The following is a 15,169-nucleotide window of genomic DNA, read 5'->3' as shown; positions in this document are numbered from 1 at the left end:
TATCAGTAGCAAGATATTCGCATCTTATGCGCGGCAAAACCAATGTGTAGATTCGGATGAATGCATAAAAAACCAACACAAAGGAAATGCCGATGAAAACCCTTTCTGACCTCGTCAACGCGCACATCCCAAAGATGCAGGCCTGGCGACGCGATCTGCACCACTTTGCCGAATCGGGCTGGCTGGAGTTCCGCACCGCCACGTTGGTAGCCGAAGAGCTGCATCGTCTTGGTTATCAACTCAAGCTGGGTCGCGAGGTGATCGATGCCGACGCGCGCATGGGATTGCCCTCTGATGAGGTGCTGGCGCAGCAGGAAGCGCGCGCGTTAGAGCAAGGCGCGCTGCCGCAATGGATTAAGCACTTCTCCGGCGGATTTTGTGGCGTGGTCGCCACGCTGGAAACCGGTCGTCCAGGCCCGGTGATGGGTTTCCGCGTGGATATGGATGCGCTCGATCAGAACGAAAGCCGCGCCGCCGATCATCTGCCAACGCGCGAAGGCTTTGCCTCCTGCAATCCCGGCATGATGCACGCCTGCGGCCACGACGGCCACACCACCATTGGTCTGGCGCTGGCGGGCGTGTTGATGGAGATGAAAGCGCAGCTGAGCGGCACCATCAAACTCATTTTCCAGCCTGCCGAAGAAGGCGTGCGCGGGGCGAAAGCGATGGTGGCGGCGGGCGTGGTGGATGATGTCGATCTCTTCACTGCCATTCATCTCGGCACCGGCGTACCGGCCGGAGAAATCGTCTGTGGCAGCGACAGCTTCCTCGCCACCACCAAACTCGACGTCAATTTCACCGGCGTCGGCGCGCACGCCGGCGGCAAACCGGAAGAGGGTCGCAACGCCTTGCTGGCAGCGGCGCAGGCCACGCTGGCGCTGCACAATCTGCCGCAGCACAGCGGCGGTGTAGCGCGCGTTAACGTTGGCGTGTTGCAGGCCGGAACCGGACGCAACGTGGTGCCTGACTGCGCGCTGATGAAGGTGGAAACGCGCGGCGTCAGCAATCAGGTCAACGACGATATCTATCAGCAGGCGCTGCGTGTGATTGCCGGTGCGGCGGCGATGTACGGCGTGGAATATGACGTCAAGCTGATGGGCGGCGCGCGCAGCTGCACGCCAAGCCCGCCGTGGGTGGAATTCATCCACCAGCAGGCCGAGGCGCTGGGCATTTTCAACTCAGTGATCGATACCAAACAGCAGGCGGCGGGCTCGGAAGATGCCACTTACATGCTGGAGCGCGTGCAGCAGCGCGGCGGCCAATCCTCCTACGTAATTTTCGGTTGCGATCTGGCGGCGGGCCATCACAACGCGAAGTTCGATTTCGACGAAGCGATCATGGCGACCGCCGTGCAAACACTGGCAACGCTGGCACTTAATCAAGCACAGTTTGGAGGCCAGCGATGAGCCATAGCGAATTTATCGATCACTACATCAACCAAAACCAGCCACGTTTTACCGCCCTCAGCGATGCCATCTGGGACGTGCCGGAAACCCGCTTTGAAGAAACCCAATCTTCCGCGCTGCTGGCCGATGCGCTGGAGAGGGAAGGTTTTAGCGTTGAGCGCGGCGTCGGCAACATCGACACCGCGTTTATCGCCAGCATTGGCAGCGGAAAACCGGTGATCGCCATTCTCGGCGAGTTCGATGCGCTGGCCGGTTTGAGCCAGCAATCGGGTTGCGCCACGCCGCAGCCGCTGGTGGAAAACGGTAACGGCCACGGCTGCGGCCACAATCTGCTCGGCACCGCCGGTTTGGCTGCCGCTTTCGCCATCAAAGCCTGGTGGGCCGAACACGGCCAGCGCGGCACGTTGCGCTTCTATGGCTGTCCGGGCGAAGAAGGCGGCTCCGGCAAAACCTTTATGGTGCGCGAAGGCTTATTCGACGATGTTGATGCGGCAGTGACCTGGCATCCCGAAGGTTTCAGCGGCATGTTCAACCTCAGCACGCTAGCCAATATTCAGGCCGCCTTCCGCTTCAAAGGCGTGGCGGCGCACGCGGCCAACTCACCGCATTTAGGACGCAGCGCGCTGGATGCGGTGACGTTGATGAACACCGGTGCCAACTTCCTGCGCGAGCACATCGTGCAGGAAGCGCGTTTGCACTACGCGGTGACCAATGCCGGCGGCGTCTCCCCCAATGTGGTGCAAGCCGACGCCGAAGTGCTGTATCTGATTCGCGCGCCACAGCTCGATCAGGTGCAGGATATCTATCAGCGCGTCATCAACATCGCCAAAGGCGCCGCCCTGATGACCGACACGCAGATGACGGTGCGCTTCGATAAAGCCTGCTCCAATTACGTGCCGAATCGCGCGCTGGAAAGCGTGATGGAGCGCTATTTGCATCAGTTTGGTTTGCCTGACTACAGTGAAGCGGAGCAGGCGTTTGCCGCCGAGATTCGAACCACGCTAAGCAAAGACGATTTGCGTAACGCGCGTCTCAATGCAGCGCGCACCGGCGGTGAAGCGGGCGTTGCCTGGACTGAAGCGTTGGGCGACAAGATTTTGATGGATGAAGTGGCGCCCTATGCGGTGACGCGCGAGATCCTTTACGGCTCAACCGACGTCGGTGACGTGAGTTGGGTGACGCCAACCGCACAGTGTTTTGCGCCCTGCTTCGCCTTCGGCACGCCGCTGCACACCTGGCAACTGGTGGCGCAGGGCCGCACTTCCATTGCCCACAAAGGCATGTGTCTGGCCGCAAAAGTGATGGCTGCCACCGCGCTGACCTTGTTGCAGGATGACGAAGCGCTGGCACGCTGCCGCGACGAGTTCCAAAGCGTGCGCCGCGAGCAGCCTTACGTCTGCCCGATTCCAGCGGATGTCACACCGTCGAAGTTGAAATGATTATGCGATTCGTAACACGGTGCGCATAAATGCGCACCCTACGAACCAACCGGAATGAAACACCGTCGTAGGGTCGCCATTCATGGCGACCTCAGAAATACCAAACATAAAAAAATATAGCCCCCAGCGGGCATGCAAACACAATAAGACGACTGACGAGGAATGATCTATGGAAGCCACCACGGAGAACCGCAGCCCCGGAAAGCTGTTTAGCTGGATTGAACGCGTCGGCAACAAAGTGCCGAATCCATTCTTACTGTTCGTCTATTTGATTGTGGTGCTGATGGTGGCCACCGCCATACTCAGCAGCCTCGACGTGGCGGTGAAAAACCCGGCCAACGGCGAACTGGTGCGGGTGAACAACCTGCTGAGCGTAGCCGGGATTCAGTGGATCCTGCCCAACATCATCAAAAACTTCAGCGGCTTCACGCCGTTGGGATCGATTCTGGCGCTGGTGATTGGTGCGGGCCTGGCGGAAAAAGTCGGCCTGCTGCAGTCGCTGATGGTGAAGATGGCTTCGCGCGTGAGCCGTCGCTACGCCAGCTACATGGTGCTGTTTATCGCCTTCTTCAGCCACATTTCGTCCGATGCCGCGCTGGTAGTGATGCCGCCGCTCGGCGCGCTGATCTTCCTCGCAGTGGGACGTCATCCGGTGGCGGGATTGATGGCGGCGATTGCGGGCGTGGCGTCCGGTTTTACCGCCAACCTGCTGATTGTCACCACCGATGTGCTGCTTTCTGGCATCAGCACCGAAGCCGCCAAAGCGGTGAGCGATACCGTGCACGTTAGCGTGATCGACAACTGGTACTTTATGGCTAGCTCGGTGATTGTGCTGACCATCGCCGGTGCGCTACTGACCGACAAATTTGTTGAGCCGCGCCTGCCCGCGTGGAACGGCGGCAATAACGATCGTTTGCCGCCGCTCACCGCGCTGGAGAATCGCGGCCTGAAAGCCGCCGGTATCGCCGCGCTGGTGTTTATCGCGCTGATGGCGCTGCTGGTGGTGCCGGAACACGCGCCGCTGCGCAATCCGAAAACCGGCGGCATCATTCCGTCGCCGTTTATTCAGGGCATCGTGCCAATCATCATCCTGTTTTTCTTTGTGGTGGCGATTGCCTATGGCGCGGTGACAAAGCAGATTCGCCGCGCGGATGATATCCCGCAGCTGCTGGTGGATCCGATGAAGAGCATGGCGGGCTTTATTGTGATGGTGTTTCCGCTGTCGCAGTTCGTTGCCTTCTTCAACTGGAGCAACATGGGCAAGTTCATGGCTATCGGCCTGACCGATGTGCTGGAGAGCGCGGGTATTAGCGGCGCACCGGCGTTTATGGGCTTGATGTTCCTGTCGGCGTTTCTGTGCATGTTTATCGCCAGCGGCTCGGCCATCTGGTCGATTCTGGCACCGGTGTTTGTGCCGATGTTTATGCTGCTTGGCTTCCATCCGGCGTTTGCGCAGATGATTTTCCGCATCGCCGATTCTGCGGTGTTGCCGCTGGCACCGATGTCGCCGTTCCTGCCGCTGTTCCTTGGCTTCCTGCAGCGCTATCAAAAAGATGCGCAGCTGGGCACCTATTACGTGCTGATCTTCCCCTATCCGCTGGTGTTCTTCACCACCTGGATTGTGCTGCTGCTGGCGTGGTACGCACTCGGTTTACCGATCGGTCCGGGCGTCTATCCGAGCCTGCACTAAGCCTGCGCCACGGATGGCGACTACTTTTCTGTGAACTGCAACGTATGTTGCCAAAATGTCACCGTCCCGCCTCTCGGCAACTCTCAGCGAATTTATTATCCTGCTATTCCTTCGCTTGCTAACGGTTAATTATTTTTAAAACCAATCTCAGCCGTCAGCGGGTTCTGCAAACACCGAGGTTTACACAACAATGACAACAATCACGTCGACAGGGATGGCGAACGATCACATGAGCGCGGATCGCCGCACCTTAGCCGGGCGCATTGATGCGCTGCCCTCTTCCGCCGGTCTGTGGCGCTTTATCACGCTACTGGCGCTCGGCGGCTTCTTTGAGCTCTACGATCTGTTTGAAACCGGCTACATCAGCTCCGGCCTGGTGGCGGCGGGCGTGTTTCATACCGGTTCTGCCGGCGTATTCGGTGTCGCCGACCAGGCGGCATTTGCCTCCGCGACTTTCCTTGGCCTGTTTGTCGGCGCGAGTTTGCTTGCGCCCTACGCCGACCGTTTTGGCCGCCGCCTGACCTTTATGTGCGCGCTGGCATGGTACGGCGCGTTTTCGCTGCTGATGGCGTTCCAGCAGAGCGCGGAGATGATCATCCTGTTCCGCTTCCTGGTCGGCATTGGCCTTGGCGTTGAGCTGGTGACCATCGATACCTATCTTTCCGAATGGGTACCGGCACATCTGCGCAGTCGCGCGTTCGCCTTCTCCTTCTTTATCCAGTTTCTGTCGGTACCGGCGGTGGCGCTGATGTCATGGTGGCTGGTGCCGCAAACCATTCTCAGCCTTGAAGGCTGGCGCTGGGTGGTGATTGCCGGTGCGGTCTGCTCGCTGGTGATCTGGCTGATTCGTAAAAACCTGCCGGAATCCGCACGCTGGCTGGCGCAACAAGGACGGCATCAGGAAGCGCATCAGGTGTTGAGCGCGATGGAAAAGCGCTGTGGTATCGCGCCGGGCGAAGACTTTTCCAACAGCGATGCTGCGGCACAATTACCAAAAAAAGGGCGTTTCAGTGAGATTTGGTCACCCGCCTATCGCAAGCGCACGCTGATGCTGGTGGTAATGAACTTCTTCCAGGCGATTGGCTTCTTTGGTTTCGGCAACTGGCTGCCGGCGCTGCTGTCGGGCAAAGGCGCGACCGTCACGCACAGCCTGCTGTATGCGTTTTTCATTACGCTGGCCTACCCGCTCGGCTCGCTGATTTGCAGTCGCTACGCCGATAAGCTCGAGAATAAATGGCAGATCGTGTTTTCATCGCTGATGACGGTGGTGTTCGGCACGCTGTTTGCGTTTATGACCAATCCGGTGCTGATGATCATCTGCGGCTTCCTGATCACCTACAGCAACGCATGGCTGACCTTTAGCTATCACGCTTATCAGACCGAGATTTTCCCAACGCACATTCGCGCCCGCGCGGTAGGTTTCTGCTACTCGTTTAGCCGCCTGTCGACGGTGTTCAGCAGTATTTTGATTGGCATTATTTTGCAGTATGCCGGCAGCCAGGGCGTGATCGCCTTTATCGTGCTGAGCATGCTGATGGTGATGCTGTCGGTGGGAATTTATGGGCCAAAAACCCGTGGGATGGATTTGGAGAATATTTGACCACGATTTGTAAAAGCAGGCGGTCTTCAGACCGCCATTACAACTCTATTTTTTCCAACTGTGCCAAAGCAATATCCCAGGGCAAACGTCTGCCATTTTCCTGCATTAGTGAGTAAGCAGAGCGAGCAATTTCCACCGTAATAATCTGGTGAATAATCATTTCTTCTACCGCCCACAGCGTTCCGCGCACCTCAACGTCTTCCGTTCTGGCTACTTTACTGAGCGCGCTCTATCGCCGGTTAGCAATGGGCAAAGCTCCTGTTTAGCGAGCGCTAGGGCAAAGCAATCATTTCGGCTTGGCCCACGAACACGTTCAATCAGATTCATCGCGTATAACATGCTAGTGGAAGTGAGCTGTCGTAACACTAAGCCTTTATCTAATAAGTTCGAGTGATGCACTTCAAGCTCATCAAAATAGAGTAAGTCTGGAACAACAAATTGATAAGGTAACTGGAAGAGTTGTTCCAATAAACCGCCCTCTTCCATATCAATTATGATGTTGGCATCACTGATAAGAATGATCATCTGACCACCCCAATTTTCGCTCGCGATGAAAGCTGACCAGCGACATACCCATCAATTCTGCTGCTTTCCCTTCGCTAATAATGCCTTCACCTAACGCACGAAAAATCAATTGAGGAAAAAGCGTGGTGCTCTCCCGCGCCACCTGCTCACCGGGTTCTTTTTTTCGCCATTTGCGCACTGAAAACTGCATGATCATCTCTTTGCGTTTAGCTTCGGTAATCACAGTAAGATCAGCAGCACGGTAAATACAGGCCATCATACTCAGCCCATAATCCATTTTTTGCAGATAAAGCTCTTGATCTTCAAGGCGCGAACGTCGAGTACCAAAATGCTGGAACACCGCACAACTCGGAAACAGTAATGCGCCAGCAAAGCGGTTACACGCTTTCTCTTCATCCAAATGTGGAGAAAGACAATGGTGCAAGATCAAATGTCCAAGCTCATGCGCCAGGGTAAAACGTTGCCGATCACCCGGCCATTTTGCTGAGATAACGATGACTGGAATTGCATCAACCATCGCCTGGCAGCCATCGAACTTTTCAGAATGAGCAACGTCAGTAACAATGACCAGAATCCCGTGACTTTCCAGCACATCTATTAAATGCGTGATGGGCTGATGGCCCAGACCCCATTGCTGTCGCACACAATCTGCAAGGTGTTCAATTTGCTGATAGCTTTCAATCCGTTCATCTGGCAAATCAGGTTGAGAAAAGTGGGGAACCGGAAAGTTGGGCCATAGATTGGTGAGTTCAAGCCAGCGTTCAGCCTGATCGATGACATCAGCATGAATCTGCGCCAGCATTTTTGCTGAAACCGTTTGACGCTTGCGATACTCAATATTTTTGAGCTCAACCTGCGTTGGACGGAAAAAATATTCATTGCGCACATTCAATGCACGCGACATTTTTACCAACACATCGGAGCCTGGAACACTCTGGTTGTGCTCATATTTCTTGATCATATTAGCGCTAACGCCTGCTTTTTCAGCAAGCTGCTTCATTGACAATCCTGCAGCAGAACGCGCACGCAATAAGCGCTCGCCAAACATATTGACCTCCTCTGGTTTATGAAATAAAAAAATTTGTAGAATTTGTAAACCAGAAGTATGAGCTTACTACCTCATCCTTTCAATGAGAGGAGAGAAGAATGAGACAGAACTTGAAGAAAAAATCGCCAGTGATAGACGCTTAAGGATAGAAAAATGGCGACCTGATTAGCCGCCATTATGAGGGGTCATAGTTGAGGCCCAACCGGACTCAACTACTTATTCGCGCACTAAATCACTGCCCTTCCAACACCTTAATATCCGCATTACCCTGCTTTGACTGCACGGTTTCGTCTTTACGCAGTTCGGCCACATCCTTCGCAGAAACGCTCGATTTCACGCCATTGCCCCAGCTGCCACGGATAAAGTTCACCACATCCGCCACTTGCTGATCGTTCAGGCGCCAGCCGAACGCCGGCATGGTGATCGCCGTCGGAGCACCTTGCACGCCAGGTAAAGTGCCGCCAACCAATACAATATGAATCAGCGAGGTCGGATCGTCTGCCATCACCACCGGATTGCCGCGCAGCGCCGGATAGAAGCGCTGATAGCCGCTGCCGTCGGTTTTGTGGCACGCCGCGCAGCTATCGACATAAGTCGATGCGCCTGGCTGGCTGTCGTCACCTTTCCACAACGCCTGAGACACCGCATCATCCTGCTTAAACACCGCCTGATTTGGATCTTTCGCGCCGAGGGATTTCAGATACTTAGCAATCGCGCTGATATCGTCATCGCTCAGATATTGCAGGCTGTGCTGCACCACATCGGTCATGCCACCAAACACGGCGGTGTGATCGTTGCGGCCAAAGCGCAGGAACTGCTTGAGATCCTCTTCGCTCCAGCGGCCTAAGCCATCGCGGTTGTCGCCACGCAGGTTGCTGGCGGTCCAGCCATCAATCGGCGCGCTGCTGCCGGAAAGATAGTTGTTGCCTTCGCCGTTGTTGAGCGCTTTTTCCTGCATGGTGATGCTACGCGGCGTATGGCAAGCGCCACAGTGGCCGAGACCTTCCACCAGATAGCGACCGCGTGCCAGTTGCGGATCTTCCTGTGCCGCCGGCTGGAACGCTTTCACGTCCGGCGCAAACATGCCGCGCCAGATGGCTAATGGCCAACGCATCGACAGCGGCCACGGAATGTCGCTCTCTTTGTTCGCCTGCGCCACTGGCTGCACGCCGTGCATGAAGTAGGCGTAGAGCGCCTTCATGTCGTCATCACTGACCACCGCGTAAGACGGATACGGCATCGCCGGATAGAGCGTGTCGCCGTTTTTCGCAACGCCGTGACGCACCGCTTTCTGGAAATCGTCATAGCTGTACTCACCAATCCCGTTGGCTTTGTCCGGCGTGATGTTGGTGGAGTAAATGGTACCGATCGGCGTCGCCATCGGCAGTCCACCGGCAAAAGGTTTACCACCTTCGGTGCTGTGACAGGCCACGCAGTCGCCCGCGCGCGCCAGATACTCACCGCGCTTCACCAACGCGTCCGAACCTGCCTCGTCCGCCACTGCGGCGAACGTCATCGTGCCCAGAAACAGGGCTAAAATGCTTTTGATCATCGCCGTGTTCCTTATGCCTGTACCAGCGGGCCGGGGTTTTTCAGATACTGTTCACGAATCGCTTTGGCTGACCAATAGGTCAACGCTGCGACCATGCCCGTTGGGTTATAGCCGAGTCCCTGCGGGAACGCCGAAGCGCCTGGCACAAACACGTTCGACACATCCCAGCTCTGCAGATAACGGTTCACCGCGCTGGTTTTCGGATCTTCACCCATGATCGCGCCGCCGCTCATGTGCGTGGTTTGATACACGGTGGTATCGAAGTGCGAGCCCGGCCCTTTCGCGCCGCCGATGATCATTTTCGGGTTCATCGCTTCGGTGATTTTGCGCATTTTGCCGATCATGAACTGCGCCATCTTGATGTCGTTATCCTGCCAGTCAAAGGTCATACGCAGCAGCGGCTGGCCGTAGGCATCTTTGTAGTTGGGATCGAGATCGAGATAGTTGGCGCGATAAGACTGGTGCGCGCCGTGCGCATCCATCGAGATGTGATGGTTGTAGGTATCCGCTACCGCCGATTTCCACTGGCTGCCCCAGTTTGGCGTGCCTTTCGGCGTTGGCAAACCGGAGATCGGCTTGGTACCCGCCTGATTCACCCAGAATGGCGAACCGCCCACAAAGCCGTGCGGACCGTGATCAAAGTTGTCGGCATTGAAATCATCCACCGCCACACCTGCGCCACCGGCACCGATAAACGGGTTGGTGGTGGTGTTCTTGTCGAACAGCGCTTTCAGCGTCGAGATGTTCTGATAGGCAAAGTTACGGCCCACCACACCTTCGTTGGAAATCGGGTTATACGGCTTGCCGATGCCGGAGAGCAGCATCAGATGCACATTGTGGAACTGGAATGCCGACAGGATCACCAGATCCGCAGGCTGCACCACTTCGCGGCCCTGACCATCCAGATAGGTCACGCCGGTGGCGCGTTTTTTATCGTCGGTCAGATTAACGCGCAGCACGTAGGAGTTGTTGCGCAGCTCGAACTTCGGTTCCTGGCGCAGCGCGGGCAGGATGTTGACGTTCGGCGAGGCTTTGGAATACATATAGCAGGCGTAACCGCTGCAGAAACCGCAGAAGTTGCACGGGCCCATCTGTGCGCCGTAAGTGTTGGTGTACGGGCCTGAGGTGTTGGCCGACGGCATATCATAAGGGTGATAACCCACTGATTCCGCCGCTTGCGCGAACAACTGCGCCGAGTAAGTGCGCTTCTGCGCCGGCAGCGGGAAGTCGCTGGAGCGATCTGGCGCGTACGGGTTACCGCCCTTCTCTTTGCCCAGCAGCTTGCCTTTGATTGACCAGGCGCTGCCCGAGGTACCGAACACTTTCTCGGCCTGATCGAAGAAGGGTTCCAGCTCGTCATAGTTGACGCCGAAATCCTGAATCGTCATGCCTTCCGGGATGAAGTTTTTACCGTAACGCTGCTCGTAATGGCTGCGCAGATTCAGCTCAACCGGGTCAACGCGGAAATGCACGCCTGACCAGTGCAGACCCGCGCCGCCGGTGCCGGTACCCGGCAGGAATGCCGCCAGCTGGCGATAAGGTACGGCGGTTTGTGAGGCATCGTGACGGATGGTCACGGTACTTTTCGACAGATCCTGGAACAGCTTTTTGCGGATGTTATAGGTCAGTTCGTCAATCGACTGCGGATAAGATCCATCCGGATAGGTATCGCGATGCGGACCGCGCTCCAGCGCCACCACATTCAGGCCCGCTTCGGTCAGCTCTTTCGCCATGATGGCGCCCGCCCAGCCGAAACCGACAACGACCGCATCCACTTTTTTCAATTCATTTGCCACGCTTACGTCCTCTCCCCGCGAATATCCACTGACGGGAACGGATAACGTTCACCGCGTTCCACCCAATCCATAAAGTCAGCGCGCGCGCCTGGGAAGCCAATCAGCTTCCAGCCCACCATGCCCTGGTTGCCGCCGTGGATCGGATCGCTGAAATAACCCTCGCGGGTGTTTTGCAGCAGGAAGGAGAAGAAGGTTTTCGCCGGCAGCTGCGGGAACTCTGCAGTGCCGCTTTCAAACGCGGTCAGCAGCGCGTCTTGCTGTTCGCCCGTCAGCTCAGCAAACACTTTGCCATGCTGTTTTTTGCTCCAGCCATCGGCATCGGCGAGGCCGAGACGGTAGATCTGCTGCGGCACCAGCGGCAGCTGATAACCCAACTCTTTTGGCAGATCGGGATTGAACGGGCCTTGCATGTACCAGTTGTTCCCGGTGGCATACGGCGTGTTCATTTGACGATCGATAAACTCCGGCACGCCAGCTTCAAGTGCGCCAGGACCGCGTTCATCGTTGGGGATCAGGCGCGCCACGGCCGCCGTGATAAAGGCAAACTCTTCGGCGGTGAACCAGTTTGGCTGGTAGCTACGCGCCTGTTGTGGTGATGCGTTTTGTTCTGCTGCCCCAGCGGCCATCGGTGCCACCAGTGCGCCCATCGCCGTACTGCCCACCGCCATTGCCGGCGCCAGGGTGATGGTTCTCAGCAGAAAATCCCTGCGAGTGTGACCATTTTTTTGTTCTGACATGACATTGCCTCAGTACCACATATAATGCGGCATGAAAGTTAAGTAGTTGCGTTGTATTGTTTTTTTATTGATAGCTTAAGGGATACAGCAGCACTGTTACCGGTAACAGTGCAAATATTGTAACACCATTGCTGTGGATAATTTAGTTCTTAGAAACAAATTCGCACTAATTACTTAACAATTGCCGCTGTCGCTTTACATCGCAGCGGCGAAGCTGTCATCGTCAGATACAACCGACAACAGACAGATAGAGGTCTGAAGCGGTATAAAAGAGTACACACAACAGCGGAGTGCCTATGTTTAAGTCCTTTTTTCCGCGGCCAACGCTGTTTTTCAGCTCAGCTGCGATTTGGAGTTTAGTAGCAATTTTTGCCTGGTTCGGCTTTTTCAGTGATTTCCCGGCGCGCTGGCCTGCGCTCCAGGCGGCGATGCACGAACCTTTGCCAACCAATGCCAGCCGTTTTATTCACATCAGCCAACTGTGGTTTTACGCCTATTACTGGATTGTTGCCGGCATCTTCGCGCTCACCTGGCGTGTGATTGATAACCACCCGTGGCAGCGCTGGTCGGTTTGGGGATCGATTCTGATCATCTTTGTCACCTGGTTTGGTGTGCAGGTTGGCGTGGGCGTCAACGCCTGGTACGGCCCGTTCTACGACATGATTCAACAGGCGCTGACCAAAGCCGGTTCCGTCGCCATCCACCAGTTCTATGTGCAAGTGCTGGCGTTTCTCGGTATCGCGCTGATCGCGGTGGTGATTGGCGTGATGAATTCCTTCTTCGTTAGCCATTGGGTGTTCCGCTGGCGTACCGCGATGAACAATTACTACATGCACAACTGGCAGCGTCTGCGTCTGGTTGAGGGTGCGGCTCAGCGTGTGCAGGAAGACACCATGCGCTTCGCTGGCACATTGCAGGATTGGGGCATCAACTTTATTCAGGCGATTATGACGCTAGTGGCGTTTCTGCCGGTTCTGGTCACGCTGTCGCACCATGTCAAAGAAGTGCCGATTATTGGCAGTATTCCGTATGCATTGGTGATTGCCGCGCTGCTGTGGTCGCTGTTTGGTACCGCGCTGCTGGCGTTGGTGGGGATTAAACTGCCGGGGCTGGAGTTTCGTAATCAGCGGGTGGAAGCGGCCTATCGTAAAGAGCTGGTGTACGGCGAAGACGATCCTGAACGCGCTTCACCGCCAACGGTGCATGAGCTGTTTAGCCGCGTGCGTCAGAACTATTTCCGCCTCTATTTCCACTATTTGTACTTCAACATCACCCGCATTATGTATCTGCAGGTGGATAACGTGTTCGGGCTGTTTGTGCTGTTTCCGTCGATTGTGGCGGGCACCATTACGCTCGGCCTGTTGAACCAGATCACCAACGTGTTTGATCAGGTGCGTTCATCGTTCCAGTATTTGATCACCTCGTGGTCAACGCTGATTACGCTGATGTCGATCTACAAACGTCTGCGCAGTTTCGAGCAGATTTTGCAGGATATTCCGCACGAAGAGATGATGCGCGAAGCCGCGGAGTAAGGTGCGGTCTTTGAAACGGTGCGCATAAATGCGCTAACCCATTCTGCGTCCATTGAAACGGTGCGCATGAATGCGCACCCTACGGTGTAGGGTCGCCATTCATGGCGACCTTGCTACATCAACCCGCCAACACCGCAAACACCTTCTCAATCGCATACGCGCCCGGATCTTTTACCCCATCCAAACTCTGCTGATTCAGATACGCGGAACGCCCCGCTTTGGCGCTCTGCATCTGCGCGGTGGCGTCGGCACCTTTCTGCGCCGCTTGTGCAGCAACAGCCAGCGACTCGCCTGCCACTAAGGCTTCCAGCGCCGGTTGCAGCGCATCCACTAAAGTGCGATGGCCCGGCTGCGCGCCGCCGTAATGCTTCATGCGTTCCAGCCCGTGCATCAGCGCCTGCGGCAGCGCGCTGCTCTCTTCCAGCTGCTGACCGGCGCTGGTGAACAGAATCGACATCAACACGCCACTCGATCCGCCCATCACCGTGGCCAGCTGCTCGCCAATCAGCGCCAGCAAGGTTGGCAGTTCATCCAGCGGCAGCTGTTTTTCCTGCAAACCGCGCTGAATTTTCTTCGCCCCGGCGGCAAAGGTTGAACCGGTATCGCCATCGCCCACTTTGGCATCCAGCGCGTTCAGCTCGCTTTCCAGATCGATCAGCGTCTGCGTGACGCTTGCGACAATCTTCGCCACCTCAGCATTCTCAGAGGCATCAAAATCCAGCACGCTGCCGATCTTCTCGGCACGTTGCAGGCTGATCGGCGCAAAGTCATACACTGGCACCCAACCCAGCACCTGAACCGGCGCGTTTAACGCTTCCAGGAACGGCTCTTCCAGCGCCAGCAGCGTCAGTGAGAAACCCTTCATATCCAGCGCGCTGACCAGCGTTGCCGGACCCAACAGATGCGTGATGCGTGCCGCCAGCGGCGACTGCAACACCTCACGCGTCAGCAGCGCCAGCTCCAGCTGCGAGAAGCCGCCGAGATTGTTGATCAACAGCAGCGCCTGCTTGCCGTCCGGCAGCGCCTGCGCCAGTTTATCGGTCATGATGCTGGTGATGTTGCGGCTGTCCTGCGTATCCAGCGTGATCACGCCCGGCTCGCCGTGAATGCCCATGCCGAGCTCGCTGTGACCGGGCTCGACGCGTTCATCGCGTTTTTCGCCCGGCACATGGCAAGTGGCGAAAGCTAAACCGATGGACGATGTGGCATCAATTGCGCGCTGCGCCAGCGCTTTAACTTCATCCAGCGATTGTCCCTGCTCCGCCGCAAACCCCGCGATTTTGTGCACCAGCACGGTACCCGCGATGCCGCGCGGCTGCGGGTTTTCCGGCAGCGCGATATCATCCTGCACCATCACCAGCTCAACTTTGTAGCCGAGGTTTTTAGCTTTCTCCGCCGCCAGACCAAAGTTGAGGCGATCGCCGGTATAGTTCTTCACAATCAGCAGACATCCGGCATCGCCAGTGACGTTAACGATGGCGTTCAGCACCGCATCAACACTCGGCGACGCAAAGATATCGCCGCACACCGCCGCCGTCAGCATGCCTTTGCCGACAAAGCCGGCATGCGCCGGTTCATGTCCGGAACCGCCGCCGGAGATCAGCGCCACTTTGCTTTTATCCCAGTCCGAGCGCACCACCACGCGAATCTCATCACCGAGATCGAGGCGACTGAGGTTATGCCACGGCGTGCTCAGCAAAACCCCTTCGATAGCTTCGTTAACCAGATCGTTTTTCTCATGCATAAAAAACTGGCTCATTGCATCCTCTCCATTGGTGTTGTTGCTCTACAAGGTAGCGTATGTGCGGCGATAAAAACGGCGCAGATGGCAGAAATGCAAAAGG

12 protein-coding genes are annotated in these 15,169 nt (G+C 56.4%); 5 read left to right on the top strand and 7 right to left on the bottom strand.

What is annotated here, in order from left to right; all coding sequences use genetic code 11:
* Nucleotides 1–92 precede the first annotated feature (92 nt).
* From ACXIZX_RS01345 to ACXIZX_RS01330, 4 genes are all read left to right on the top strand, one after another.
* On the top strand, nucleotides 93–1,406 hold the full coding sequence (locus ACXIZX_RS01345) for an amidohydrolase (RefSeq protein ID WP_479403472.1): 1,314 nt from the start codon (nucleotides 93–95) through the stop codon (nucleotides 1,404–1,406).
* Complete coding sequence (locus tag ACXIZX_RS01340) at nucleotides 1,403–2,845, top strand: M20 family metallopeptidase (protein ID WP_479403471.1); 1,443 nt, start codon at nucleotides 1,403–1,405, stop codon at nucleotides 2,843–2,845. Before ACXIZX_RS01345 ends, ACXIZX_RS01340 begins: the two co-directional genes overlap by 4 nt.
* A 169-nt stretch (nucleotides 2,846–3,014) precedes the next feature.
* Nucleotides 3,015–4,535 (top strand): p-aminobenzoyl-glutamate transporter, encoded by a 1,521-nt coding sequence (gene abgT, locus ACXIZX_RS01335; RefSeq protein ID WP_154182518.1) that lies wholly within the window; start codon nucleotides 3,015–3,017, stop codon nucleotides 4,533–4,535.
* Nucleotides 4,536–4,725: 190 nt separating this feature from the next.
* Complete coding sequence (locus tag ACXIZX_RS01330) at nucleotides 4,726–6,135, top strand: MFS transporter (protein ID WP_061718345.1); 1,410 nt, start codon at nucleotides 4,726–4,728, stop codon at nucleotides 6,133–6,135.
* A gap of 37 nt (nucleotides 6,136–6,172) precedes the next feature.
* Here ACXIZX_RS01330 and ACXIZX_RS01325 read toward each other — a convergent pair whose 3' ends face one another.
* The 6 genes from ACXIZX_RS01325 to ACXIZX_RS01300 all read right to left on the bottom strand — a co-directional run bounded on the left by ACXIZX_RS01325 (nucleotide 6,173) and on the right by ACXIZX_RS01300 (nucleotide 11,793).
* Nucleotides 6,173–6,325 carry a hypothetical protein gene (locus ACXIZX_RS01325; RefSeq protein WP_479403470.1) on the bottom strand — a complete coding sequence of 51 codons (153 nt, stop codon included), beginning with the start codon at nucleotides 6,323–6,325 and terminating at the stop codon, nucleotides 6,173–6,175.
* Between the two features lie 20 nt (nucleotides 6,326–6,345).
* The gene (locus ACXIZX_RS01320; RefSeq protein ID WP_479403469.1) at nucleotides 6,346–6,660 is read right to left on the bottom strand and encodes a PIN domain-containing protein; all 315 of its coding nucleotides are present in this window, start codon (nucleotides 6,658–6,660) and stop codon (nucleotides 6,346–6,348) included.
* On the bottom strand, nucleotides 6,641–7,708 hold the full coding sequence (locus ACXIZX_RS01315) for an ImmA/IrrE family metallo-endopeptidase (RefSeq protein ID WP_277966403.1): 1,068 nt from the start codon (nucleotides 7,706–7,708) through the stop codon (nucleotides 6,641–6,643). The genes ACXIZX_RS01320 and ACXIZX_RS01315 overlap by 20 nt, the downstream gene beginning before the upstream one ends.
* Before the next feature lie 232 nt (nucleotides 7,709–7,940).
* The gene (locus ACXIZX_RS01310; protein WP_479403468.1) at nucleotides 7,941–9,260 is read right to left on the bottom strand and encodes a c-type cytochrome; all 1,320 of its coding nucleotides are present in this window, start codon (nucleotides 9,258–9,260) and stop codon (nucleotides 7,941–7,943) included.
* Nucleotides 9,261–9,271: 11 nt separating this feature from the next.
* Nucleotides 9,272–11,056 (bottom strand): GMC family oxidoreductase, encoded by a 1,785-nt coding sequence (locus ACXIZX_RS01305; RefSeq protein WP_008105620.1) that lies wholly within the window; start codon nucleotides 11,054–11,056, stop codon nucleotides 9,272–9,274.
* A gap of 2 nt (nucleotides 11,057–11,058) precedes the next feature.
* Complete coding sequence (locus ACXIZX_RS01300) at nucleotides 11,059–11,793, bottom strand: gluconate 2-dehydrogenase subunit 3 family protein (RefSeq protein ID WP_061718349.1); 735 nt, start codon at nucleotides 11,791–11,793, stop codon at nucleotides 11,059–11,061.
* Between the two features lie 296 nt (nucleotides 11,794–12,089).
* Here ACXIZX_RS01300 and sbmA point away from each other — a divergent pair, with 296 nt between their 5' ends.
* The gene (gene sbmA, locus ACXIZX_RS01295) at nucleotides 12,090–13,325 is read left to right on the top strand and encodes a peptide antibiotic transporter SbmA (protein WP_479403467.1); all 1,236 of its coding nucleotides are present in this window, start codon (nucleotides 12,090–12,092) and stop codon (nucleotides 13,323–13,325) included.
* 118 nt (nucleotides 13,326–13,443) lie between these two features.
* Here the strand turns inward: sbmA and ACXIZX_RS01290 are convergent, their stop codons facing one another.
* A complete protein-coding gene (locus ACXIZX_RS01290; RefSeq protein ID WP_479403466.1) occupies nucleotides 13,444–15,084 on the bottom strand; it encodes a dihydroxyacetone kinase subunit DhaK in 1,641 nt (546 codons plus the stop codon).
* Nucleotides 15,085–15,169 lie beyond the last annotated feature (85 nt).

Source organism: Candidatus Pantoea symbiotica, from assembly GCF_056491525.1.
Note: the sequence above shows the minus strand (reverse complement) of the source record. Positions and strands in the feature narration are given on the sequence as shown.

Bases quoted from the DNA above. Each gene is read 5' to 3' on its own strand.
- ACXIZX_RS01320 (WP_479403469.1), bottom strand. From the start codon at position 6,660: ATGATCATTCTTATCAGTGATGCCAACATCATAATTGATATGGAAGAG.
- ACXIZX_RS01315 (WP_277966403.1), bottom strand. From the start codon at position 7,708: ATGTTTGGCGAGCGCTTATTGCGTGCGCGTTCTGCTGCAGGATTGTCA.
- sbmA (WP_479403467.1), top strand. From the start codon at position 12,090: ATGTTTAAGTCCTTTTTTCCGCGGCCAACGCTGTTTTTCAGCTCAGCT.
- ACXIZX_RS01290 (WP_479403466.1), bottom strand. From the start codon at position 15,084: ATGAGCCAGTTTTTTATGCATGAGAAAAACGATCTGGTTAACGAAGCT.
- abgT (WP_154182518.1), top strand. From the start codon at position 3,015: ATGGAAGCCACCACGGAGAACCGCAGCCCCGGAAAGCTGTTTAGCTGG.
- ACXIZX_RS01345 (WP_479403472.1), top strand. From the start codon at position 93: ATGAAAACCCTTTCTGACCTCGTCAACGCGCACATCCCAAAGATGCAG.
- ACXIZX_RS01300 (WP_061718349.1), bottom strand. From the start codon at position 11,793: ATGTCAGAACAAAAAAATGGTCACACTCGCAGGGATTTTCTGCTGAGA.
- ACXIZX_RS01330 (WP_061718345.1), top strand. From the start codon at position 4,726: ATGACAACAATCACGTCGACAGGGATGGCGAACGATCACATGAGCGCG.
- ACXIZX_RS01310 (WP_479403468.1), bottom strand. From the start codon at position 9,260: ATGATCAAAAGCATTTTAGCCCTGTTTCTGGGCACGATGACGTTCGCC.
- ACXIZX_RS01340 (WP_479403471.1), top strand. From the start codon at position 1,403: ATGAGCCATAGCGAATTTATCGATCACTACATCAACCAAAACCAGCCA.